22 protein-coding genes are annotated in these 22539 nt (G+C 73.4%); 13 read left to right on the forward strand and 9 right to left on the reverse strand.

The features are described from left to right. Positions 1–124: 124 nt before the first annotated feature. The 4 genes from AB0M92_RS26585 to AB0M92_RS26600 form a co-directional block, all read right to left on the reverse strand. Positions 125–1549 (reverse strand): hypothetical protein, encoded by a 1425-nt coding sequence (locus AB0M92_RS26585; protein WP_366104807.1) that lies wholly within the window; start codon positions 1547–1549, stop codon positions 125–127. Between the two features lie 174 nt (positions 1550–1723). Next, the gene (locus AB0M92_RS26590) at positions 1724–3679 is read right to left on the reverse strand and encodes a hypothetical protein (protein WP_366104829.1); all 1956 of its coding nucleotides are present in this window, start codon (positions 3677–3679) and stop codon (positions 1724–1726) included. Positions 3680–3748: 69 nt separating this feature from the next. Further along, a complete protein-coding gene (locus AB0M92_RS26595) occupies positions 3749–4546 on the reverse strand; it encodes a tyrosine-protein phosphatase (protein WP_366104808.1) in 798 nt (265 codons plus the stop codon). Positions 4547–4647: 101 nt separating this feature from the next. Next, the gene (locus tag AB0M92_RS26600; protein WP_366104809.1) at positions 4648–5250 is read right to left on the reverse strand and encodes a rhomboid-like protein; all 603 of its coding nucleotides are present in this window, start codon (positions 5248–5250) and stop codon (positions 4648–4650) included. A 179-nt stretch (positions 5251–5429) separates the two neighbouring features. Between AB0M92_RS26600 and AB0M92_RS26605 the strand changes: the two genes are divergently transcribed. Together AB0M92_RS26605 and AB0M92_RS26610 are read left to right on the forward strand one after the other, a co-directional pair. Continuing rightward, positions 5430–6056 (forward strand): hypothetical protein, encoded by a 627-nt coding sequence (locus AB0M92_RS26605; protein WP_366104810.1) that lies wholly within the window; start codon positions 5430–5432, stop codon positions 6054–6056. A 91-nt stretch (positions 6057–6147) separates the two neighbouring features. Further along, complete coding sequence (locus AB0M92_RS26610; RefSeq protein WP_366104811.1) at positions 6148–7617, forward strand: PepSY domain-containing protein; 1470 nt, start codon at positions 6148–6150, stop codon at positions 7615–7617. A gap of 45 nt (positions 7618–7662) precedes the next feature. On the opposite strand, the gene glnII is transcribed toward AB0M92_RS26610, so the two are convergent. Next, positions 7663–8682, reverse strand: coding sequence for a glutamine synthetase (gene glnII / locus AB0M92_RS26615; protein ID WP_366104812.1), 1020 nt, complete (start codon positions 8680–8682; stop codon positions 7663–7665). 273 nt (positions 8683–8955) lie between these two features. On the opposite strand from glnII, the gene AB0M92_RS26620 reads away from it, so the two are divergent. Then, the gene (locus tag AB0M92_RS26620) at positions 8956–9885 is read left to right on the forward strand and encodes a Gfo/Idh/MocA family oxidoreductase (protein ID WP_366104830.1); all 930 of its coding nucleotides are present in this window, start codon (positions 8956–8958) and stop codon (positions 9883–9885) included. A 72-nt stretch (positions 9886–9957) separates the two neighbouring features. Here the strand turns inward: AB0M92_RS26620 and AB0M92_RS26625 are convergent, their stop codons facing one another. Continuing rightward, positions 9958–10515: a hypothetical protein gene (locus AB0M92_RS26625; RefSeq protein ID WP_366104813.1), complete on the reverse strand. Its 558-nt coding sequence runs from the start codon at positions 10513–10515 to the stop codon at positions 9958–9960. Between the two features lie 111 nt (positions 10516–10626). Next, positions 10627–10998, reverse strand: a complete 372-nt coding sequence (locus tag AB0M92_RS26630; protein WP_366104814.1) for an ArsC/Spx/MgsR family protein — start codon at positions 10996–10998, stop codon at positions 10627–10629. A 107-nt stretch (positions 10999–11105) separates the two neighbouring features. On the opposite strand from AB0M92_RS26630, the gene AB0M92_RS26635 reads away from it, so the two are divergent. Next, positions 11106–11363, forward strand: a complete 258-nt coding sequence (locus AB0M92_RS26635; RefSeq protein ID WP_048477132.1) for a hypothetical protein — start codon at positions 11106–11108, stop codon at positions 11361–11363. Positions 11364–11470: 107 nt separating this feature from the next. On the opposite strand, the gene AB0M92_RS26640 is transcribed toward AB0M92_RS26635, so the two are convergent. Continuing rightward, on the reverse strand, positions 11471–12577 hold the full coding sequence (locus AB0M92_RS26640) for a PP2C family protein-serine/threonine phosphatase (RefSeq protein ID WP_366104815.1): 1107 nt from the start codon (positions 12575–12577) through the stop codon (positions 11471–11473). A gap of 179 nt (positions 12578–12756) precedes the next feature. On the opposite strand from AB0M92_RS26640, the gene AB0M92_RS26645 reads away from it, so the two are divergent. The 3 genes from AB0M92_RS26645 to AB0M92_RS26655 all read left to right on the forward strand — a co-directional run bounded on the left by AB0M92_RS26645 (position 12757) and on the right by AB0M92_RS26655 (position 15753). Further along, entirely contained in the window at positions 12757–13422 is a 666-nt protein-coding gene (locus AB0M92_RS26645; RefSeq protein WP_366104831.1) for a VIT family protein, read from the forward strand. 24 nt (positions 13423–13446) lie between these two features. After that, positions 13447–14340, forward strand: a complete 894-nt coding sequence (locus AB0M92_RS26650; protein ID WP_366104816.1) for a TIGR01777 family oxidoreductase — start codon at positions 13447–13449, stop codon at positions 14338–14340. Positions 14341–14496: 156 nt separating this feature from the next. Continuing rightward, complete coding sequence (locus AB0M92_RS26655; RefSeq protein ID WP_366104817.1) at positions 14497–15753, forward strand: FAD-dependent oxidoreductase; 1257 nt, start codon at positions 14497–14499, stop codon at positions 15751–15753. 66 nt (positions 15754–15819) lie between these two features. Here AB0M92_RS26655 and AB0M92_RS26660 read toward each other — a convergent pair whose 3' ends face one another. Next, positions 15820–17301, reverse strand: a complete 1482-nt coding sequence (locus AB0M92_RS26660; protein ID WP_366104818.1) for a regulator — start codon at positions 17299–17301, stop codon at positions 15820–15822. 322 nt (positions 17302–17623) lie between these two features. Here AB0M92_RS26660 and AB0M92_RS26665 point away from each other — a divergent pair, with 322 nt between their 5' ends. The 6 genes from AB0M92_RS26665 (at position 17624) to AB0M92_RS26690 (ending at position 22443) form a co-directional block, all read left to right on the forward strand. Continuing rightward, positions 17624–18103, forward strand: a complete 480-nt coding sequence (locus AB0M92_RS26665; protein WP_366104819.1) for a DUF6879 family protein — start codon at positions 17624–17626, stop codon at positions 18101–18103. Positions 18104–18963: 860 nt separating this feature from the next. Further along, positions 18964–19305: a hypothetical protein gene (locus AB0M92_RS26670; RefSeq protein ID WP_366104820.1), complete on the forward strand. Its 342-nt coding sequence runs from the start codon at positions 18964–18966 to the stop codon at positions 19303–19305. Between the two features lie 76 nt (positions 19306–19381). Beyond that, a complete protein-coding gene (gene lipB, locus AB0M92_RS26675; protein WP_366104821.1) occupies positions 19382–20179 on the forward strand; it encodes a lipoyl(octanoyl) transferase LipB in 798 nt (265 codons plus the stop codon). 110 nt (positions 20180–20289) lie between these two features. Then, a complete protein-coding gene (lipA, locus tag AB0M92_RS26680) occupies positions 20290–21264 on the forward strand; it encodes a lipoyl synthase (RefSeq protein WP_366104822.1) in 975 nt (324 codons plus the stop codon). 272 nt (positions 21265–21536) lie between these two features. Then, entirely contained in the window at positions 21537–21734 is a 198-nt protein-coding gene (locus AB0M92_RS26685) for a hypothetical protein (RefSeq protein ID WP_030863404.1), read from the forward strand. A gap of 10 nt (positions 21735–21744) precedes the next feature. Next, positions 21745–22443 carry a DUF4191 domain-containing protein gene (locus AB0M92_RS26690; protein WP_030863407.1) on the forward strand — a complete coding sequence of 233 codons (699 nt, stop codon included), beginning with the start codon at positions 21745–21747 and terminating at the stop codon, positions 22441–22443. Positions 22444–22539 lie beyond the last annotated feature (96 nt).

A 22539-nucleotide genomic window follows, 5' to 3' on the forward strand; every position in this document is an offset into this window, starting at 1 on the left:
GCGAGGAAAACCCCTCGGGGGCCATCAAGTTCGAAGGCCCCCGGATGCGGCCGTCACGGCACTCGCATCCGGGAGCCCTCCCGCTCGGCGGCCCGCTTGGGCCGCCTCTCCGGTCGTCTCTCGGTTACCGCTCCGCGTGCCCGCTCGCGAGCGCCCACTCGCGGTTGAGGGCGCCCAGCGGGATCTTGCGCTCGAAGAGCGGCGTGCCGAACAGGGAGAGCTGGAGGTGCAGGTTCCCGCTCAGGTCGAAGCCGCCGTACAGGGCCCAGGAGCCGCTGAGGGAGGTCTTGCCGTCACTGGACGCGCTCCCCTTGGCGTCGGCCTCGCCGCGCAGGTAGGGGGCGAAGTCCGCGCTGACGCCGACGGCCCCGTACAGGCCGACGGAGGCCTCGGCGCCGAGTGCGCCCTTGACCTTGCCGGTGGCGGTGACGCTCGCCGTGACCGGGGTGCTCTTGACGTTGGACTGGCTGACCGGCGTCCAGCCCTTGCCCAGGGCGTAGCTGCCGCCGACCTTGAAGTCGCCCTTGACGTCCTGCTGGACGTCGAGGGTCACGCGGCCGTCGGCCTCCACCTGGACGTAGCAGGTCAGATCGAGGTTGACGACGACCGGCACCGGGCCGACCTGGATGACCGGGGCGCTGTGCAGCTTGGCGAACGGGATCCGCTTGGGGGTTCCGGTGCTCGCTGCGGCGCGGCCCTGGAGCTTCCACTGTGAGGACCAGTCGCCGCTCATGCCGAGGAAGGCGCCGCGCGGGCCGGAGCCGGCGCCCTGGGCGCCGTCGTACGAGAACTCCACCTGCGGGGCGAGCTGGACGAAGCCGGAGACCGAGGCGCCGGCCGAGGCGGGGGCGTCCGGGGCGGTGTCGACGGCGGCGTTCACGTCGAGCCGCAGGTTGCCGAGCGGCAGCTTCGCGCCCTCGGGGCCGAACTTCACGCCCCCGCTCTTGGCCCAGGAGAAGGTGACGCCCTTCATCAGGGGCTCGACGGTGACCGACGACGGGTCGACGGGGACCTTGCCGTCCGCCTTGTCCTCGTTGAGTACGGAGGCCAGTGTCGTGGAGGCGGTCTTGACCTCGGTGCCGCGGTCGGTCTTCCCGACGACCTCGGTCACCTTGGCCAGCAGGCCGTTGGGGGCGCCGGGCGCCGGTGCGCTGGCGATGACGTCGCCCACGGCGACGGGCTTGTCGGCCGTCGGGGAGGGCGAGGAGGAAGGGGAGGCGGAGCCGGACTTCGTGGGCTTGGGTGCGGGCCCCTGCGGGGCCTTGGCTATGACGGCCCGTCCGCTCGCCTGGTCGTACGAGGCGACCTTCAGCGAGGACTGCTCCGTCCGCCCCTTTCCGCCGGCGCGGGCCACGGCCGCCGGTGTCGGCGTGCCCTGCGGGGCGGCGGCCACGTCGAGCTGCTGCGACGTGCCGTCGCCGGTGGGCGCGAGGGCGGCGGGAGCGGCCGCGTCCGCGGCGCCGGTGTGCGGGGTGGAGGAGCAGCCGGTGGCGGTGAGCGCGAGGGTGGTCAGACCGGGGAGCAGGAGCCGTCGGGCGAGCATGCGCACGTGGGGGAACCTTCGGTACGTGAGGGGGGTGTTGGGCGGTTACCGAGTGGTAACCGGAACCCGATCATGCCATGTGTGCCGTGTGGCCGTCATGTCCGGATCCCGCCAACTCCCCGACCGGTCCTGATGGTTGAGGCCCCTGACGGTTGAAGATTCACCCACGTCCTCGCCGTTCTAGCGGAGCACCCCCGCCTTCGTACCGTCCGTCAGCTTGCCCGCCAGCTCCACCTGCGCGCCCGCCGGTGCCTTCACCGCCAGCCGGTTGCCGTTCGCCGAACCGTTCACGCCGCCGCCCGACACCGACAGCGACGCGAACTGCGCACTGCCCGCCGCCAGCACGTACCACTGGCCCGCCTTCGACTTCCACAGCACGCCGGCCAGCACCCGCGGCTCCCGCGTCCCGCACGCCGGCGAACCCTCCGCCTTCGCCGCCTGCGCCGCCAGCGGGGCGCCCGGGGTCAGGAACTGCGCCTGCACCCGGTCCTGCGTACCCGACCAGGTCTCGGCCCGCGTGCACAGCCAGGTCGCCGTGCCGTCGCCCTCGGGCAGCGGCTGCTTCGCGTACGTCCACGCGTTGACGCTGCGGACGCCGTGCGAGCGGACCGACGGCAGCAGGCACGCGATCCGCGACCAGTCGCCGAGCTCCGCACCTTCCGTCACGTCGCGCTCCGCACCCGGCGCGCCCGAGGTCAGCCGGGCCGCCGTCACCTCGCCGAGGTCGGTGACCAGCCGGGTGGCGCCGCCGCCGGTCAGGGCCAGGGCGTTCCAGCCGGTGCAGTTGCCCGCCGGGGCCGGACTCGCCACCGGCGGGGTGACCCCGTCGCGGCCCAGCTTCAGCGCCGCCGGGGCGTCACCGGGCTTGAGCAGGTCCCGCAGCCCCGCGCCGGTGACCCACGGAGCGGTCAGGTAGCGGACGTTGCCGTCGACCCGGCTCAGCACCAGCGCGGTCGCGGACTCCGCCGAGGAGGCATCGGTCCGGGCGAAGTCGAGGGCGGCGACCGAGGTCCCGGTGCGGGGCTCGGCGTAGCGGACCACGCGCAGGCCGTCGTACAGCAGGACCACGACCGCCTGGTCGACGGTGCCCGCGAACAGCAGCTGCGGCGGGCCCATCGGAGGTCCGGGCGGGGTGCCCGGGGTGGCCGAGGCGACCACGGTCGAACCGGGCCGGGCCCACACGGCCAGCGCCCGGCGCAGCAGTTCGGCGTCGTCGGTGCGGTCGCCGCGGGCCGGCCAGGTGGAGAAGCCCGTACGGGAGGACGTGCGCCAGGCGGTGGGCGCGACCCGGACCACCTGGCCCGGATCCAGGGCCTGCTCCGCCGCCGCGTTGAGCGCGTACGGCGGGGCGGCGGCCCCGTCCGCGCCCCAGCCGCCGCCGGGCAGCGCGAGCAGCGCCCCGCAGACGGCGAGGGCGGCCGCGGCGGCCAGGGCGGCCCGCGCGTAGCGGCGCCGGCGCAGCAGGTCGGTGGGGCGCGCCTGGAGCACGCACGGATCGAACTCCGGGGAGGCGAACAGGGCGTCGTTGGCCGGATCCCCCGATTCCGCGACCGCGGCGGCGGGGTTCGCGACCCCGGCCTCCGCGAGCACCCGCAGCACCTCCGGCTCCGGCAGCCGCTCCAGCGCGCGCAGGACGCAGGCCGCCCGGCCGGGGCCGTCGAGGGTGGCCAGCCACTGGTCCAGGGCCAGCTCCTCGGCCCCGCCGGAACGCGGGAACAGCCGCAGCCCCCACACCTGGGGCAGCAGCGGAGGCAGTTGGGCCCGCCGGGGCAGTGCCTTGAACGTGAGCGGGATGCCGGCTTCCAGGGCGGCGCGCAGCACCCTCAGCCGTACGTACGCGTACCCCGGGTCGGCGCCCGCGGTCCCGCGCTGGCCCGGGACCCCGCCTTGTACGGCGGCCGCGGCGGCCGCCTCCGCACCGGCGCCGCGCCGCCCGCGCGGGAGCGCCCGCTGGGCCAGTGAATGGGCGGTCAGCACCCTCCGGTTGCGGCCCAGGGAGGGCGGCAGCACCAGATAGGCGAGGCGCACCAGCCGGGGGTAGTGCTCGACGATGGCGGCCTCGGCCAGCTCGACGTCGGGAGGCGGCACGGGAGACGGGGGGCGGGTGGCGGTGTCCGGCGCAGTCACGTTCAGCAGAACGAGCGAATCGTCGGATGGTCACCCGTCCCCGGGTCGCACGTTCGGGTCAACCCCGCTGGGCGGAGGTCAGGCCGTCAGACGGGTGCGGAGCGCCTCGACCGCTTCGTCGGGGACGCCGAGACCCTCGCGCACGTACTTCTCCATGGAGCCGTAGCGCGTGCTCACCTCGTCGAGCGCGGCCCGCAGGTACTCGGGGAAGACCCCGATCAGGCCCAGGGCGATGTCCGGGTTGCCGCCGGCGACCGTGAAGCCCTCGATCAGCGGGGCGAACGCCTGCTTGACCGCCGGATTGACGGAGAGGTACTCGTCCATCAGGGTCTCGTCGTCGGCGCCGAGCAGCGACAGGACTACGGTCGCACCCCAGCCCGTACGGTCCTTGCCGGCCGTGCAGTGGAACAGCAGCGGGCCCGCCTGCGGGTCGGCGAGCTCGGTGAGCAGGGTCCGGTACGCGGCCTGCGCGGAAGCCGTGGACACGAACGACCGGTAGGTGTCCGCGAACAGCGCCTGCACCTTGCCGCCGCCCAGGTGCTCCTCCGCCATCGCCGGGTCGGACAGCAGGTCCTTGAGCTGCGTGGCGGCCGGGATCTTCCCGGCGCTCAGCTTGTCGGCGAGGACGTCTTCGACCAGGAGGCGCACGCCTTCGGGTATGCGGTCCGGGTGGGCGGCGCGCTCGGCGTCCGTGCGGAAGTCGATGACCGTGCGCAGGCCCAGCGCGGCCACGACCGGGTCGGCGGCCACGTCGAGCCGGTCGAGCTGGCCGGAGCGCAGGACCAGGCCGGGACGGACGGTGCGGCCGCCGGAGAGGGGGGTGCCGCCGAGGTCGCGGAGGTTGGCGACGGTGGTGGAGGGGGTGGTCGTGGTCATCGTGGCGGCTCCAGCGGTGTGGGTGCGGCGTGGGTGGTGCGGGTGGCGCCGGTGGCGGTGCGGGTGGTGCCAGGGGTGCGAGGGGTGCGAGGGCTAGTCGTTCATCCGATTTTCGGCTGTTTCGTCCCGGATGGGCAATCGAAGGCGAGCGACAACCCCACCCCGATCCCCAGTGCCGCCAGGTGCCCGGCGTCCGTGAAGGTCCGCTCCCGCCGCAGCACCGGCCGTACGGCGAGCGCCAGCAGCCCGACCCGGGCGGCCGTACGGACGGGGCCGCGCGGCAGCGCGGAGGTCAGCGCGCCGAGCACCGCGTTGAAGCCGTAGCTGGCGCCCACGTCCAGGGCCCGCCGGGTCCGGGTGTCGGCCGTACCGCGCAGGGCGCCGAACACGAGGAGCGTCGCCGTCGCGTGCCCGAAGAGGAACACCCCGGCCGTCCACCAGGCCCCGTACGCGTACTCCGCGTACCCGAGGACCGCGACGAGCAGCAGGGCGTACGGCAGCGGCATGGGCTCCTCGACGACGAAGGCGCTGCTCAGCAGGGTCTCCCAGCGGCCGGCCGCGAGGTTGTCGACATTCGTCGAGCAGCCCCGCAGCACGCGCTCGCGCTCCGCCGGCCCCCGTCGCTCCAGGGCGTACGAGCCGAGCTGGACCCCGCCCGCATACACCACGCCGAGGGCCGGTGGCGGCCACAGCAGTGATTTCATCCGATCATGATCGGATACGACCCTCGGACTGGCGGAACCGGGGCCCGTGCGAGCATGTTTCAGCCATGCCAGGAACCCCCGCGCCGCTGCGCGTCACACGGGCCGCGATGTTCGCGGCGGTGTGCACCGCATTGGGCGCTGCGGGGCATTCGTACATGTCCGATGTGGATATTCCCCTGATGGGCCTTCTGGGTGCTTTCGGGGTGACGGGCGGGCTCGCGTGGCTCGGCGCGGGGCGTCGCCGCGGGCCGGTCGGGATCAGCGCGGCGCTGCTCGCCGTGCAGGGGGTTCTGCACCTGGTCTTCTCGGGCAGTCAGGCGGGGCGCGGGAGCCACCGAGCCCCCCTGTCCGTGCCCGGGCCGATGCCCTCGCACCACCACATGGCCGACATGGCTGGCACGGCCGCGACGACCGGCGCGCACTCCATGGCGGGCATGAACGGCATGGACGGCATGAACGGCATGGCCGACATGGCCGGGCACGGTGGACTCGGCATGATCGTCGCCCACGTGCTCGCCGGTCTGTTCTGCGCCGCCTGGCTGGCGTGGGGCGAGGCCGCCGTGTTCCGGGTGGCCCCGGTCCTCGGCGCCGCCGCGCTGCTGGCGGCCCGGCCGCTCGGCCGCGGGTTCGCGCTGCTCCGGGCCCGGGTGGTCCCCGTACCGGCGCCGCCCGCGCCCCGGCCCTCGTACGAACCCCCGCGCAGGCTGCGCGGAGCGGTGCCCGCCCACGCCCTGGTGCGCCGCGGACCGCCCCGGTGGCCGCACGCCCGCGCCACGGCCCCCGGCCGTACCGCCCTCGCCGCCTGAACCGTCGGCCGAGGGGGCGAGACCTGGGGCCCGTTCACCCATGTCTTCGCCGACGCGCCGACGCGCGTTCGCGCCAGTACCTAGGACCCACATGTCCCTTGACGAGGTTCAGGACGTCCACACCCAGGACGCCACCGCAACGATCGACACACCCGACACACCCGACACACCCGCCGCATCCCCGAAGCCCGGAGCCTGGACCGCCCTGCGACCCCTGCTCCTGCGCATGCACTTCTACGCCGGGGTCCTGATCGCCCCGCTGCTCTTCCTCGCCGCCGCCACCGGCCTGCTGTACGCGGGCTCCTGGCAGGCCGAAAAGATCCTCTACTCCGGCGAACTGACCGTCGCCCGGGTCGGCGAGAGCACCGTGCCGCTCAGCGCCCAGCTCACGGCCGCCCGGGCCACCGTTCCGGAGGGCAAGGTCGTGGGTGTGTGGCCCGCGCCCGACCCCGGGGCGACCACCCGCGTGATCATGGAGGTCCCGGGGCTGGAGGAGGGCCAGACCCGCACCGTGTTCGTGGATCCGTACACGGCCCACGTCAACGGTGCGCTGACCACCGAAGGCGACGCGCTGCCGCTGCGCGCCTGGCTCAGCGAGTTCCACTCCAGCCTCCACCTCGGCGAGTTCGGCCGGAACTACAGCGAGCTCGCCGCGAGCTGGCTCTGGGTCGTCGCGCTCGGCGGCCTCGCGCTGTGGATCGGCCGCCGCCGCTCCCGCAGGGCCCGGCTCGTCCTTCCCGACCGCGCCGCCACCGGCCGCCGCAAGACCCTGTCCTGGCACGGGGCGGTCGGCCTCTGGGCCGTCGCCGGACTCGTCGCCCTCTCCGCCACCGGCCTGACCTGGTCGAAGTACGCGGGCGAGAACATCGGGCGGCTCCAGGACGGTCTCGGCGGCGCCACCCCCTCGGTGTCCGCGGCCCTCGCCCCCGGTTCGGACACCGGCTCCGACGCGCACGCAGGACACACCGGGCACACCATGCCCGACGGGATGGAGATGCCCGCGACCCCGCCCGCCGCCGACATCGGCATCGACAAGGCAGTGGCCGCCGCCCGCGCCGCCGGGGTCACCCACGAACTCCGCGTCACCCTGCCCGCCAAGGGCAACGGCTACGTGGTCAAGGAGCAGGACAAGCAGCTGCCGGTCCACCTCGACTCCGTCTCCGTCGACCCCGCCGACGGCCGGATCATCGACGAACTGCGCTTCGCCGACTACCCCGTGCTCGCGAAGCTGACGCGCTTCGGCATCGACCTGCACATGGGGAAGACCCTCGGCCTCGCCAACCAGATCGCGCTCGGCGCGCTCGCCGTCGCCGTGATGTTCCTGGTGTTCTGGGGCTACCGGATGTGGTGGCTGCGCCGGCCCACCAAGGACCGTGCGCTGTCGGTCGGCCGCGCGCAGCCGCGCGGGGCCTGGCGCAAGGTGCCGCCGGGGGTGCTGCTCCCGCTCGCCGCCGCGACCGCGGTGGCCGGGTGGTTCGTACCGCTGCTCGGCATCAGCCTGGTCGCGTTCCTCGCGGTCGACGTGCTGCTGGGAGCGGTCGCGGCGCGCCGCGCCGCGTAGTCCGGCGGCAGGGGGCCGGCCGCGCGGGCGGCCCCGGGGCTGGTCTTAGACCAGGCCCTCCTTCTTCAGGCTCGTGCAGCAGGTGTCCACGATGAGGCGGGTCACCACGTACGGGTCCACGTTCGCGTTCGGGCGGCGGTCCTCGATGTAGCCCTTGCCGTCCTTCTCCACCTGCCACGGGATGCGGACCGAGGCGCCGCGGTCCGAGACGCCGTAGCTGAACTCGTTCCACGGGGCGGTCTCGTGCAGGCCCGTCAGGCGCTCGTCGATGCCGGCGCCGTAGTTCTTGACGTGGTCCAGCGGCTTCGAGCCCTCGCCCAGCGCCTCGCACGCCGTGATGATGGCGCGGTAGTCCTCGCGCATCGCCTTCGTGGAGAAGTTGGTGTGCGCGCCCGCGCCGTTCCAGTCGCCCTTCACCGGCTTCGGGTTCAGCGTCGCCGAGACGTTGAAGTCCTCGGCGGTGCGGTACAGCAGCCAGCGCGCGATCCACAGCTGGTCCGAGACCTCCAGCGGGCCGACCGGGCCGACCTGGAACTCCCACTGGCCGGGCATGACCTCGGCGTTGATGCCGGAGATGGCCAGACCCGCCGCGAGGCAGTGGTCAAGGTGCTTCTCGACGATCTCGCGGCCGAAGATCTCGTCGGCGCCGACACCGCAGTAGTAGCCGCCCTGCGCGGCCGGGAAGCCGCCCACCGGGAAGCCGAGCGGCCGGATGCCGTCGAAGAAGGTGTACTCCTGCTCGATGCCGAAGATCGGCTCCTGGTCCCCGAACTGCTCGGCGACCGGACGCAGCAGCGCGCGGGTGTTCGACTCGTGCGGGGTCATGTCGATGTTCATGACCTCGCACAGCACGAGGACGTTGTCGCCGCCGCGGATCGGGTCCGGGCAGGAGAACACCGGCTGGAGCACGCGGTCGGAGGCGTGGCCCTGGGCCTGGTTGGTGCTCGAACCGTCGAAGCCCCAGATCGACAGCGCTTCGCCGTCGGCCAGGATCTTCGTCTTGGAGCGCAGCTTCGCCGTCGGCTCGGTGCCGTCGATCCAGATGTACTCAGCCTTGTAGCTCACGGGCCCCATCCTTCGGTGCGTCGCTCCGGCGCAGACTCTGCGGGTGCTGCGTTGCGGGTGCTGCGTTGGTCGTGCGTTCGTCGTGCCGCGTTCGTCGTACTGCGGTGCGTTGCGGTGTGACCGCAGCGTGCCCGCTCGCGATTTCTCTTCCGTTGCCCGTGTGTGAACCCCGTGTTACCGAGGTTTACGCCGCAGGTCGATCGGGTTGTGCGGGTCGATGGCAGCACACCCGTCCGAGTGGGGCAGACTGAGCAGGTGAGCATTTCGTACGATTTGAACTCGGCCGGTGACCCCGCGGACTCCCCCCGCCTGCCGGCCCGCCCCCGGGTCGGCCTGCTGGGCACCGGCCCCTGGGCCCACCGCACCCACGCCCCCGCCCTCGCCGCGCACGCCGGCTCCGAGTTCGCCGGAGTGTGGGGCCGACGCCCCGAGGCCGCGGCCGGGCTGGCGGACGCGTTCGGTGTGAAGGTGTACGAAGACGCCGACGAGCTGTTCGCCGACTGTGACGTCGTGGCCTTCGCCCTGCCGCCGGACGTCCAGGCCCGGATGGCCGTACGAGCGGCCGCCGCGGGCTGCCAACTGCTGCTCGACAAACCCGTCGCCACGACCGCCGAGGACGCGCGTGCCGTCGCCGATGCCGCCGCCCGGCACGGCGTGGCCTCCGTGGTCTTCCTCACCCTCCGCTTCGCCGAGCCGGCCGCCGGCTGGGTCGCCGAGCAGGCCGCCCGCAGCGGGTGGTTCACGGCGAGCGCCCACTGGCTCGGCGCCGTCTTCCCGCCCGACGGCGCGCCCAGCGCGTACGCCGCCTCGCCCTGGCGCAAGGACAAGGGCGGGCTGTGGGACGTCGGCCCGCACGCCCTGTCCGTCCTGATCCCGGTCCTCGGCGACGTCACGTCCGTCTCCGCCACCCGCGGCCCCTCCGACGTGGTCCAGCTCGCGCTGCGGCACGCCTCGGGCGCCGCGAGCACGGCCGTGCTCAGCCTGGGCGCGCCGACGGCGGCGGCCGGCGTGGGCCTGGAGCTGCGCGGGGCCGAGGGCGTGTTCTCGCTGCCGAACTGGACCGACGTACCGGGTGCGTACGGCCGCGCCCTCGACGCGCTGCTGACCGCCGCCCGCACCGGCGTGGCGGACCCCCGGGACGCGCAGTTCGCGGCCCGCCTGACGGAAATCCTGGCGGAGGCCGAGTCCCAGCTGCCGGAGTGAGCGGCCCCGGGGCCCCCGGCCCCCGGGCCCCCGGACCCGGCCCCCCGCCCCCGTCGCCGGGCCGCGGCGGGGCTACTTGATGACGGCGTTGGCCACGATGATGGCGAGGCCGATGGTGGCGTCCGCCAGGCCCATGAGCAGGGCCGAACCGAGCCGGTAGCCGACGCGCAGCGCCACGAAGGAGCCCCAGGCGAACAGCAGTGCGGTGTTCAGGCCCAGTCCGACGGCCGTCACCGCGTGGGAGTCCCAGTGGGTGAGCCCCGAGACGAGCAGCAGCAGGACGGTGGGAAGAGTGGCCACGATCATCGGCCACTCGTTCCACAGAGCCCGCGAGAGCACCCGCCACCGGTGGGCGGCGGAGCCGGACTGATGGCTGGTCATGTGGTGGGAGTAGCCGTGCGCGAGCGCGGCCGCGCCGGCGGTGACCAGGACCCAGCTCGCGTCGTAGAACGGGGTGGACTTCCCGCCCGCCTGATCGAGCGCGGCCAGCAGGCCGGAAGCGAGCACGGTCCCGTAGACCCCGCCGAACATCCAGTCGGCGCCCCGGCGCGGTGGGGGCAGGTGGGGTCGGGGGAGCCGCTCCTCGTCCTGCGGGCCGTGTTCGTCCGGCCGGGCCTGCTCGTCGGTCATCACTGTCCTTTGACGCGGTCCTTCGGTGCGGTGCATCCCCCTTTGTCGTGTTTCACACCCTATGGGGTGTGTGGGTGAAGCCGAGATCAGGAACGGGTGCGGGCCGTGGGGTCAGGGGCGGCGGGACAGGGCCTCGCGGACCGCCTCCTCCGAGCGGCCGACCACCGCCGTGCCGTCCTCCGCCGTGATGATCGGGCGCTGGATGAGCTTGGGGTGCGCCGCCAGGTGGGCGATCCAGCGGCCCCGGGCCTCGTCCGTCTCCTCGCGCGGCAGCTCCCGTACGCCGGTCTCCTTCGCGAGCGGGTCCGAGGTGCGGGTGATGTCCCAGGGCTCCAGGCCGAGCCGGCCCAGGACCTCGCGGATCTCGGCCTCGGACGGTACGTCCTCCAGGTAGCGGCGCACCGTGTACTCGGCGCCCTCCGCGTCCAGCAGGGTCAGTGCGCTGCGGCACTTCGAGCAGGCGGGATTGATCCAGATCTCCATGTTCCCCAGCCTAGTCAGAGCCTGTCTGGCCAGGGGCTTTTGTCAGTGGTCCCCGGTAAAATCGAGGGAGAACGACAGGAAGCCAACTACCGTTTGGGAGGCTGTAGATGGCCACTGCCATGACCTTCGAGCCCGTCAAGAAGAAGCCGCTGCCGGCGGGCCTGCCCCGCGAGTGGTACGAGAGCCACAACCGCCGTCTGAAGGCGATGCGGCTGGCGATATCCCTGCTCGACTCGGGGACGTACGACGCCCGCCGCGCCACCAACCGGAAGATCCGCACCATGGCCGTCCGCACGGGCGTCCACCGCCCGTCGAACGTCACGTGCAAGCTGGTCCGCGCCTTCATCGTCAGCAACGGAGCCTGAGCCCTGCCCGACGGCGTCCGGCCGGCCCGACGGCCTGCCGGACGCCCGCCGGTGGCATGGCGGACGCCAGCCGGACGCTGCCGGCTGGCGTCCCCGGGATCGGGCCGTCAGGCCTCCGGGAGCGACAGCACCAGCAGGGCCACGTCGTCGCGGGGGCCGCCGGCGGTGAACTTCAGCAGGTCCTGCCACACCGCCTCGACCACTCCCGCAGGGTCCCGCTCCAGGACCGGGAGCCGGGCCGCCAGCGGGTAGAACTCGCCCGCCGCGTCCCGGGCCTCCGTCACCCCGTCCGTGTAGGCCAGCAGCCGGTCGCCCGGCAGCAGCCGTACGTCGGCCACCACCGCGAGGTCCGGTCCGGCGAGCCCGAGGCCCAGCGGAGGCCCCGGTTCCACGGCCAGCTCGGACACCGCGGACGCCCGCAGCAACAGCGCCGACGGATGCCCGCACGAGAGGATCCGTACGAGGTCCAGCCCCGGAGGGAACTCCAGCAGCAGCGCCGTCGCGAACAGCTCCGGCTGCTCGGACGCCCCCTGCCCGGACGCCCCCTCCGCCGAGCCCGCGGTGTCCGCCAGCAGCCTGCGGTCCAGCCGGGCGGCGACCGTGGCGAGCTCCGGATCGTCCAGCACCCCCTCGCGGAAGGCGCCGAGCAGCGCGGCCACCGTGCCCACCGCCGCCAGGCCGTGCCCCTGTACGTCCCCGACCAGCGCCCGCACCCCGTACGGCCCGACCCGTACGTCGTACAGGTCGCCGCCGACCAGGGTGCCGCGCTGGGCAGCCCGGTACAGCCCGGCGCAGCGCACCGGACCGACCTGCTCCGGTACCGGCGGCAGCACCGCCAGCTGCGCCGCCTCCGCCACCGTCCGCACGCTGACCAGCTGCGCGTCGCGGCGCCGCCGGACCCAGGCGATCACCACGCTCAGCAGCGCGACCACGGCCACCGTGGCCAGATCGGCGCCCTGGGCGTGCCCGACCCCGAGCGAGGACACGCCCAGCAGCAGCAGCACGATCCCGGCGAAGACGGCGGTCCCGGCCGCCCCGTACGCGAAGGCCGCGACCGGGGGCAGGCCGGCCAGGAAGTAGCCCAGCTCGATGTCGCCCGGGGTGATGGCCTGCGCGAGCACCAGCACCACCAGGGCCACGGCGGGCGCGAGCCGCGCCCAGCGCGGTGGCGGCTTGCCGCGCAGCCAGCCAGGCTCCTCCCGTCGGCGTCTCACCCCTCCACCCTGGTACGCGGGCGCGGGGCGCGCACGCCGGACCGGCCCGCCGGGTGGCCCTGCGGGGTCCGGGCACCGAAAGTGGTGCCGTGACGGATGCGGGTGCGGGTGCGGACGCGGGCGCCGACGGCGGGGCGGGCGGGGACGCCGGCGCGGGCGCGGGCGGGCAGAGCGCGCAGATCAGCTCGCGGCTGAACTGGCTGCGGGCCGGGGTGCTCGGCGCGAACGACGGGATCATCTCCACCGCTGGCCTGGTGGTGGGCGTGGCCGGAGCCACCACCGAGCGGGCGTCGATCCTCGCGGCGGGGGTGGCCGGACTGCTGGCGGGGGCCCTGTCGATGGCGGCGGGGGAGTACGTCTCGGTGAGCTCCCAGCGGGACTCCGAACGGGCCGCCCTGGAGACGGAGCGGCGGGAGCTGGCGCAGGACCCGGAGGCGGAGCTGACGGAACTGACCGAGCTGCTGGAGGCCGGAGGGCTGAAGGGGGAGCTCGCCCGGGAGGCGGCCGTGCAGCTCACGGAGCGCGACGCGCTGCGGGCGCACGCGCGGGTGGAGCTCGGGATCAACCCCGACGAACTGGTGAACCCCTGGCACGCGGCGTTCGCGAGCCTGATCGCGTTCACGGTGGGGGCGCTGCTGCCGCTGCTGGCGATCGTGCTGCCGGGGCCGTCGCAGCGGGTGCCGGTGACGGTGGCGGCGGTGCTGGCGGCGCTGACGCTGTGCGGGGTGATCAGCGCCCGCCTGGGCGGGGCCCCCGCCCCCCGGGCGATCCTGCGCAACGTCACGGGAGGCGCCCTGGCGATGGCCGTCACCTACGCGGCGGGCACCCTGCTGGGCGGCTCCTGACCCCCGGGGCCCCATCATGGGGGCATGCGCATCGCGATCACCGGTTCCAGCGGGCTCATCGGGCAGGCACTCGTACGGTCCCTCCGGGCCGACGGGCACGAGGTGGTGCGCTTCGTACGGCGTACGCCCTCCGTGCCCGAGGAGGCCGAGTGGGATCCGCGGCGCGGGTACGTGGACCCCGCCGGGCTCGCCGGCTGCGGGGCCGTCGTCCACCTCGCCGGGGCCGGGGTCGGGGACCACCGCTGGACCGCCGCGTACAAGAAGGAGATCCGGGACAGCCGGGTCGCGGGGACCGACGCCATGGCCCGGGCGATCGCCGCGCAGGGCGCGCCGCCCGCCGTCTTCGTCTGCGGCACCGCCATCGGCTACTACGGGGACACCGGCGACCGCGCCGTCGACGAGCACGCCCCCGCCGGGCAGGGCTTCCTGCCCGAGGTCTGCGTCGAGTGGGAGGCGGCCGCCGCCCCCGCCCTGCGGGCCGGCGTGCGAACGGTCTTCGCCCGGACCGGACTGGTCGTCGCCGCCGAGGGCGGGGCCTGGGGCAAACTGTTCCCGATCTTCAAGGCCGGGCTCGGCGGCCGGCTCGGCAACGGCCGCCAGTACTGGTCGTTCATCTCCCTGCGCGACGAGATCGCCGCCCTGCGGCACGCCATCGACACCCCCGGCCTGTCCGGCCCCCTCAACCTCACCGCCCCCGAACCGCTGCCCAACCGCGAGATCACCGCCGCGATGGGCCGCGTCCTGCACCGGCCGACACCGTTCTCCGTACCGGCCCCCGCCCTGCGCCTCGTACTCGGGGAGTTCGCCGGGGACGTGCTCGGCAGTCAGCGGGTGCGCCCGGCCCGGCTCCTGGAGTCCGGCTTCACCTTCCGGGACCCGGGCATCGACCAGTCGATCCGCGCCGCACTGGCCGAATAGCCCGGCGATCCCGCCCCCGTGCGACCGTCTGTGACCCGCGTGCGACCGGTGTGCGACCGGAGCCGGCCGTAATACCCCACCGAACTCGGGTTCCCCTGGAGCCCGTTGGGGGAAGGAGGATTCCCACACAGCCGCGCCGACCTCGGGGAGGGGCACGTGCTCACCAGCTCGCACCGCACCGCACAGCACGCGGACGTCGTCATCGTAGGAGCCGGGGTCTCAGGACTCGCGGCGGCGCACCACCTGATCGCCGCAGGGGTCACGGTCACCGTCCTGGAGGCCGCCGACGATCCCGGCGGCCGGATGGCCACCGAGCACGTCGACGGATTCCGGCTGGACCGGATCGGACAGTTGCTCAACACCTCGTACACGGAACTCGACCGGACCCCCGGCCTGGCCGGCCTGGTCCTCCGCCCCTTCGCGCCCGGGGTGCTCGTCCACACCGACGGCCGACAGCTGCGGGCCGGGGCCCTGACCCCGGCCCGCGCGCTGGCCAGCGGATCCTTCGACCAGGCCCGGCTCAGCGCGTACCTCGGCCGGCTCGCCGCCCTGCCGGTGGAACGCGTACTGGCCCGCCCCGAGCGCACCGCGCTCGCCGCCCTGCGCTCCCGGGCCCTCGGCGCGACCCTGCGCCCCCTGCTCACCGCACTGCTCCGCGATCCGGAGCTCACCACCTCCAGCCGGGTCGCCGACCTGGCCCTGCGCACCTTCGCCCGCGGCCGGCTCGCCGTGCCCGAGGGCGGGGCCGCCGCCCTGCCCGAACTCCTCGCCGCCACCCTGCCGCCCGGCACGGTGCGCACCGGGGTCCGGGTCCGGTCGGTGGCGACCAATCTGGTCACCACAGAGGAGCACGGCGACTTCAGCTGCCGCTCCGCCGTCCTGGCCACGGGCGCCCGGGCCGCCGCCGAACTGCTGCCGGGGCTGCGGGTGCCCGCCTTCCACGAGGTCACCGTCATCCACCACGCCACCGCCGCCCCGCTCCCCTGGGACGGCTCGCTCCTGCTCGACGGGGATCCGCGCTGGCCCGTGGCCCACACCGCCGTGATGAGCGCGGTCGACCCGACGCGGGCCCCGGCAGGCCGCAGCCTGGTCACCACCACCGTGCTCGGCCCGCCGCCGCCCGCCCGTACGGTCGCCTCGCGCCTGGCCAGGCTGTACGAGACCGGCACCCGCGACTGGGAGCTGCTGGCCGTCCACCACGCCCCGGAGGCCGTCCCGGCCATGCCGCCGCCGTACGACCTGCGCCGCCCGGTCCGGGTCCTGGCCGGGCTGTACGTGTGCGGCGACCACCGCGACTCCAACACCGTCCAGGGCGCCCTGCACTCGGCCCGCCGCGCCGCCACCGCCGCCCTGCGCGACTTCGGCATCCGGCTCCCGGCGAGCGCGGAGCCCGCGGTCCGGGCGGTGGCCTGAGAACCACCATCCGACCGTGAACCGAGGGCCCGGTTCCGCCGCGGAACCGGGCCCGCCCGCACGGCCTCAGGACAGCGCCGCCACCCGGTCCCGGTACGTCCGCACCGCCGAGGCGTCCCGGTACGGCTCCAGCCGCCGCTCGAAGTCCCGTACGTACTCCACCGCGCGCACCGACCGCATCTCCATCGCCTGCTGCGCCGCCTCCGCGCCCAGCGCGCACGCCTGGTCCAGCTCGCCGAGTCCCAGCCGCGCCGTCGCCAGCACCACCCGGCAGAACAGCCGCGAGCGCGCGAACCCGGGCGCCCGCAGCTGGAGCGAGCGCTCCGCGTGCTGCGCCGAGGCCCGGTACTGCTGGAGGTCCCGGTGGCAGTGCCCGAACTCGTCCGCCAGCTGCCCCTCGTCGAAGAGGCGAGCCCAGTGGGGCACGTCGTCCCCCGGCCGGGCCGCGCCCAGCGCCCGCTCGGCCCGTACCAGCGAGGCCGTCGCCGCCCGCACCTCGCCCAGCACGGCGTGCCCGCGCGCCTCCGCCGAGTGCAGGAGCGCCTGCACCACCGGCGGCGGCCCCGAGCCGACGCCCTGCTGCGCGACGCGGGCCAGCTGCACCGCCTCGCGGCCGTGGCCGAGGTAGACCGCCTGCCGGCTCATGGTCACCAGCACGTACGAGCCGTAGGGCCGGTCCCCGGCGGCCTGCGCGAGGCGCAGCGCCTGCACGAAGTAGCGCTGGGCGAGCCCGTGCGCGGCGATGTCGTACGAGGTCCAGCCCGCGAGCCGGGTCAGGTCGGCCGCGGCCGAGAAGAGCCGGCGCCCGGTGGTCTCCCCGTACGTGCCGCGCAGCATCGGCTCGGCCTCGTGCTCCAGGTAGCGCACCAGGGCCTGCCGGGCGTGCCCGCCGCCGTAGGTGTGGTCCAGGGTCCGGAACAGGTCGCTCACCGAGCGCAGCGCCGCGATGTCCCCGCTCGTCACCCGCTGGCCGGGCCCCCGGTCGATCTGCCGCTGCCGGGGCACCGAGCCGCGCCCCTGGACCGGGACGCGGGCCGCGGCCGCCGCCGCTGCCGCCGCTGCCGCCGCGGCGGCAGCGGTCGCCGGGTCCGCGCCGCGGCCCACGCGCTCGTCGGCGCGCCCGATGAGCCAGTCCCGGCTGGGCACGACCAGCCCGGCCGGGGTGAACGCGATCTTCCGAAGCTCCGCGTGGGAGCCGGAGTCCTTGCGCCACAGGCCGCTGGCGATGTCCACGGCCTCCTCCGGGGTGGCCGCGAACTCCAGACCGGCGTAGACGGGCGCGCACGCGTCCAGGCCCAGGTCCTGTGCGGAGAGCCTGCGGCCCAGGCGCCGGGTGAAGACCTCGGCGATCAGCGCCGGGGTGGTCCCGCGCGGCTGCTGCCCACGCAGCCACCGGGTCACGGAGGTCTTGTCGTACCGCAGATCGAGACCGTGCTCCAGGCCGAGCTGGTCTACGCGGCGGGCCAGGCCGGCGTTGGAGAACCCGGCTTCCGCGATCAGCGCCGCGAGCTGCCGGTTGGGGACGCGCTGGGCAGGTCGTTCCGTCATCGGCTCCACGGTTTCCTGACGTGACGGACCGGAGTCCCGGCCCTGTGAACGGCGTGAATGTAGCGGCGAACTCCGCTCATGCCGCCCTCTCTGTCCCACATTCATCCGATCGTGTGCAGAACGGGACCCGGGGTGGACAGAGACCCGTGGCCAGGAAGGATCGTTGGCCGATAACTGACTCATCCGGATGGGTCAATGCCGGATGGGTAGAGCGGTGCTGGCACGGTGCTGAATCCAGCCGAGAGGGGCCCTCTTGACCACAGCGATCCCTCAGGGTGAGGTCATGCAACCAGGCGCAACGCGCTCGGCAGGGAGGCACGCCATGGCCTTACGGTTCGTCGGTAAAGATCCCGAGTCCGGAGATCACGGATGCCCGGCCGTGTGGGTGGACGACTTCTCCGACCTGATCAGGTCGGTACAGAAGTCGGCCGTACATCTGGAGATGCGAGACGGGTACGGCGTCGACAACGAGATCGACGGCTTCACCGAGTGGAAGAACGGGCACCGGCTCGACCCGGACGACCGCGCGTCATGGTTGCGCCCGTGGCTCGACCTCGTCCAGGAGGTCACGGCAGGTGAGCAGGTGCGTTGGCTCCCTCGCCGCAACGCCTCGGACCTTGCCCTCCCGGGCAATGACTTCTGGCTGTTCGACGGGAAGCTAGTCCAGTTCAACGTCTTCGACGGGGTGGGCCGGTGGGTGCACACCGACCAGACGGAAGACCCTGCTGTAGCAGCGCACTGCGCGGCAGCGTTCGAAGCAGTGTGGGAGCGCGGCATCCCGCACGAGAAGTACGCCGTCTGATCACTGGCCGGTCAGCTCATGCCCTCCTCCCCGCTCTCCATCGCCCAAGCTGCACGGGCCGCCGTGGCAACCCGTCTGCAAGAGCTGATGAAGGATGCTGCGCTCTCGGGGCATGACCCGGCCGCCCTACCTCCGGGCCTTCGCGGACCTGTCCCGCATCACCGTGCGCGGAACGCCGGCCCGGGACCTAATCGCCAAGGCCATCAGCGCACTTGAGTGAATCTGTGCAACAGCATGCAACAACGTGGATGTGCGGATAGCCCCCTCCCTACGGTCATGACATCGACCTCGAAGCCATCGGGAGGGGCGTCATGGCGGAGGCGCGGACAGACGCGGTCAAGCGGTACGTGGTACGCAAGTTTCCGCACCCGTGGGCCGTGGCCCCGGCCTCATGCGAGAAGTGCCGGAAGTGGGCACGGGAACGTGCCGCCGCGCGTGGCCCCCTCAGCGGCACGGCCGGCACGGACGAAAACGTCCTGATCCGGCGCCACGCCGACAGGGGCCATCAGCACCGCATCATCAGGCACCCCGACCGCAAGCCGACCGCCGGTGCCAGGTGCCTGCGGGAGCCCTGCGAGTGGGCTGCGGACCGCAGCTGTTCTGAGTCGAGAAGCGACGTTCAACAACATTGCAGGCCAGCACCCCCGCCGGCTCGACCGCGGGGGCCCCGACTCAATCCGTGCCCTCATCGCTTTTTCCAGAATGCCATGAGCTCCGCCAGCGCTCGGATGATCTCGGGGCGGTGGCCGGGTTCCGCGTTGCGTAGCGCGTTCAACAGCGCGGCCAGGAACATGAAAACCAAAAGGAATCGGTAGGGCGCTTTACGGACCGACCCCTTCCGTCCGCGTACGCTGCGCGACATGACCCGCAGGCCCACCCGGGCGGAGCCCTCCGCCACCGCCGCCACCGCACGACTGCCCGCACCGCTGCCCGCGCCCGAGCTGACCGAGGCCGAGTGCCGGCGCTGCGGCACGTACATCGCGGGACTGGACGGGCGGTACGCGTGCGGCGTGTGCGGCTGGGTCAACGACCACTCGGAGGGCCACCGACGGTTGCCGACGGCCGACGAGGACCCGGACCGGCCGGCGGCCCGGGGCCGGTCGCGCAGGCCGAGGCCGCTGCCGCCCGGCCCGCAGGAGGACCCGAAGGAGGGCTTGCCCGGCCCGTCGGGCCCCGCCGGCCCCTCTCCGACGGGCCACTGAGGGGGCGGAATCCGGCCGCCGTACCCTTGGCTGGTGCGATACGTGCACACGGCAGGTTCAACGAGGAGGCGCTGCGGTGGCTGAGCTTGGGTTTGTCCATCTGGGCTTCGGACCCGATTACGTCGAGTACACCCAGGCCTGGGAGGAGCAGCGGCGGGTCCACGCCGCGCGCTTCGGGGACGAGATCGGCGACACCTGCCTCCTGCTGGAGCACCAGCCCGTGTACACGGCCGGCCGGCGCACCGCCGACAGCGAGCGTCCGCTGGACGGCACCCCCGTCGTGGACGTGGACCGCGGCGGCAAGATCACCTGGCACGGCCCGGGCCAGCTGGTCGGCTACCCGATCATGAAGCTGCCCCGCCCGGTCGACGTCGTCGCGCACGTCCGCCGCCTGGAGGAGGCGCTGATACGCACCGCCGCCGAGTTCGGGCTGGAGACCACCCGGGTCGAGGGGCGTTCCGGGGTCTGGGTCCTGGGCGACCCGGTCGAGAACAGGCCGGCGATCGGCGGGCTCTCCCTCGACTTCGACCCGCGCCTGACGGACGAGGAGTTCGACCCCCGTCTGAACGGCCCCGAGTACGCCCCCTCCAACGCCGGGCAGCGCCGCGAGGACCGCAAGCTGGCCGCCATCGGCATCCGCGTCGCCAAGGGCGTCACCATGCACGGCTTCGCGATCAACGTGAACCCGGACAGCACGTGGTTCGACCGGATCATCCCCTGCGGGATCCGGGACGCCGGTGTGACCTCGCTCTCGTACGAACTGGGCCGCGAGATCTCCATCGCCGACGTGCTGCCGGTCATCGAACGCCACCTGAAGGACGTACTGGAGCAGGCGGAACCGCGCCCGAGGGAGATCGTGCCCGCCGCGGGCTGACGCCCGGGGGAATGCGGCCGGTCACCGCCAGGTTGGCCGACGTAAGAGCGTATGAAATTACGGGCGTACCCTGGTGGGCGCCGAAGAATCGAAGTCACAGGGAGCCGGTCGTGTCCGCAGTCGCACCCGACGGACGCAAGATGCTGCGCCTGGAGGTCCGTAACAGCCAGACCCCCATCGAGCGCAAGCCCGAGTGGATCAAGACCCGGGCGAAGATGGGTCCCGAGTACACGAAGATGCAGGCCCTGGTGAAGGGCGAAGGACTGCACACCGTGTGCCAGGAAGCCGGTTGCCCCAACATCTACGAATGCTGGGAGGACCGCGAGGCCACCTTCCTCATCGGCGGCGACCAGTGCACCCGGCGCTGCGACTTCTGCCAGATCGACACGGGCAAGCCCGAGGCCCTGGACCGGGACGAGCCGCGCCGCGTCGGCGAGTCGGTCGTCACGATGGACCTGAACTACGCCACGATCACGGGCGTCGCGCGCGACGACCTGGCCGACGGCGGTGCGTGGCTGTACGCCGAGACCGTGCGCCAGATCCACGAGCAGACGGCGGGACGCGAGGGCGGCCGCACCAAGGTCGAGCTGCTGGCCCCCGACTTCAACGCGGTCCCGGAGCTGCTGGAGGAGGTCTTCGCCTCCCGCCCCGAGGTCTTCGCGCACAACGTCGAGACCGTGCCGCGGATCTTCAAGCGGATCCGCCCCGGCTTCCGCTACGAGCGCTCCCTCGACGTGATCCGCCAGGCCCGCGCCTACGGCCTCGTCACCAAGTCCAACCTGATCCTGGGCATGGGCGAGGAGCGCGAGGAGGTCTCGCAGGCGCTGAAGGAGCTGCACGAGGCCGGCTGCGAGCTCATCACCATCACCCAGTACCTGCGGCCCTCGCCGCGGCACCACCCCGTCGAGCGCTGGGTGAAGCCGGCCGAGTTCGTGGAGCTGGCGAAGGAGGCCGAGGAGATCGGCTTCTCCGGCGTGATGTCCGGCCCGCTGGTCCGCTCGTCCTACCGCGCCGGGCGCCTGTACACGCAGGCGATGGAGAAGCGGGGCTCGACCGAGGGCGCGCAGACGCGCGCCGAGGTGTGACGCGCGCTACCATATGGAGTGTGTGAACTCACGCACAAAGTCTTACTGACGGGTAACACCGCATCGACGCGGCCCCTAGGCTCTCTGCACGGAGAGTCCGGCGGGCCGCGTAAATGTTTCATCACCGTTTGACCGACCGGTCATGCCCTGGTAACACCAGTCAGTGACGATGGCTCCACGCACCGCGCACACCGGCGCACACCACCGCCACGCGCCGCCGTGCGCCCCAGACCGTCCCCGAACCGCCCAGCACCGTGAAAGGGATCGACATCATGCAGGCCGCGCCCGTACGCGCCATTGCCATTCCGTCGTTCACCGACGCCTTCCGGGGCTTCGAGTCGCTGCTCATGAGCGGCGCCCGCCGCAACGCATGGAGCGCCGTCCTCGAAGACCGCCGCAGGGCCAAGGACCGGGTCGAAACCGAGCACGTACTCGAGGCCGCGGCCACCCGGACCCCGCAGGCCACGTAAACTTCGCTCTATGGCGAGGAAGTCAAACGCAGAGACTGCTGCGAACCCCGGGCGACTGAAGCAGATCGCCCTGACGTACAAGATGACGCGCAAGGCCGACCCGAAGGTCGGTCTGATCGTCGCGGGCGTGGGAATCGTCACCTTCGGTGTCTTTCTTGCGATCGGCTTCCTGATCGACCACCCGGTCTACCTGGGCATCCTGGGCTTCCTGGTGGCGTTCCTCGCGATGGCGATCGTCTTCGGACGACGGGCCGAGCGGGCTGCCTTCGGGCAGATGGAGGGACAGCCGGGCGCGGCCGCGGCCGTACTGGACAACGTGGGACGGGGCTGGACGACCACCCCGGCCGTCGCGATGAACCGGAGCCAGGACATCGTCCACCGGGCCGTGGGCAAGGCCGGCGTCGTACTGATCGCCGAGGGCAACGCGAACCGCCTGAAGCCGATGCTCGCCGCCGAGAAGAAGAAGCTGGCCCGGATCATGCCTGACATCCCGGTCCACGACTTCATCGTGGGCACCGGCGAGGGCGAGGTCCCGCTCAAGAAGCTCCGTACGACGCTGCTCAAGCTGCCGCGCGTACTGGCCGGTCCGCAGATCACGCAGGTCAACGACAAGCTGCGGGCCATGGGCGATCTCATGAGCAACATGCCGCTGCCGAAGGGCCCGATGCCCAAGGGCATGCGGATGCCGCGCGGCGGAAAGATGCGCTGACCCGCTTTTCGTATACGAGACGGGGGCGCCCCCCGAGCCGGCCGGGGGGGGGGGGGGCCCCGGCGCGGGTGTGGGGTGCGGTTGGGTAGTATGGGG

This window comes from Streptomyces sp. NPDC051582 (genome assembly GCF_040681715.1).
In the GTDB taxonomy this organism is placed as follows: Bacteria; Actinomycetota; Actinomycetes; order Streptomycetales; family Streptomycetaceae; genus Streptomyces.

Coding starts and splice junctions, on each gene's coding strand:
- AB0M92_RS26595 (WP_366104808.1), bottom strand. CDS start 4,546: ATGACCACGACCACCCCCTCCACCACCGTCGCCAACCTCCGCGACCTC.
- AB0M92_RS26600 (WP_366104809.1), bottom strand. CDS start 5,250: ATGAAATCACTGCTGTGGCCGCCACCGGCCCTCGGCGTGGTGTATGCG.
- AB0M92_RS26605 (WP_366104810.1), top strand. CDS start 5,430: ATGGGCCTTCTGGGTGCTTTCGGGGTGACGGGCGGGCTCGCGTGGCTC.
- AB0M92_RS26610 (WP_366104811.1), top strand. CDS start 6,148: ATGTCCCTTGACGAGGTTCAGGACGTCCACACCCAGGACGCCACCGCA.
- AB0M92_RS26625 (WP_366104813.1), bottom strand. CDS start 10,515: ATGACCGACGAGCAGGCCCGGCCGGACGAACACGGCCCGCAGGACGAG.
- AB0M92_RS26630 (WP_366104814.1), bottom strand. CDS start 10,998: ATGGAGATCTGGATCAATCCCGCCTGCTCGAAGTGCCGCAGCGCACTG.
- AB0M92_RS26635 (WP_048477132.1), top strand. CDS start 11,106: ATGGCCACTGCCATGACCTTCGAGCCCGTCAAGAAGAAGCCGCTGCCG.
- AB0M92_RS26650 (WP_366104816.1), top strand. CDS start 13,447: ATGCGCATCGCGATCACCGGTTCCAGCGGGCTCATCGGGCAGGCACTC.
- AB0M92_RS26660 (WP_366104818.1), bottom strand. CDS start 17,301: ATGACGGAACGACCTGCCCAGCGCGTCCCCAACCGGCAGCTCGCGGCG.
- AB0M92_RS26665 (WP_366104819.1), top strand. CDS start 17,624: ATGGCCTTACGGTTCGTCGGTAAAGATCCCGAGTCCGGAGATCACGGA.
- AB0M92_RS26670 (WP_366104820.1), top strand. CDS start 18,964: ATGACCCGCAGGCCCACCCGGGCGGAGCCCTCCGCCACCGCCGCCACC.
- AB0M92_RS26685 (WP_030863404.1), top strand. CDS start 21,537: ATGCAGGCCGCGCCCGTACGCGCCATTGCCATTCCGTCGTTCACCGAC.
- AB0M92_RS26690 (WP_030863407.1), top strand. CDS start 21,745: ATGGCGAGGAAGTCAAACGCAGAGACTGCTGCGAACCCCGGGCGACTG.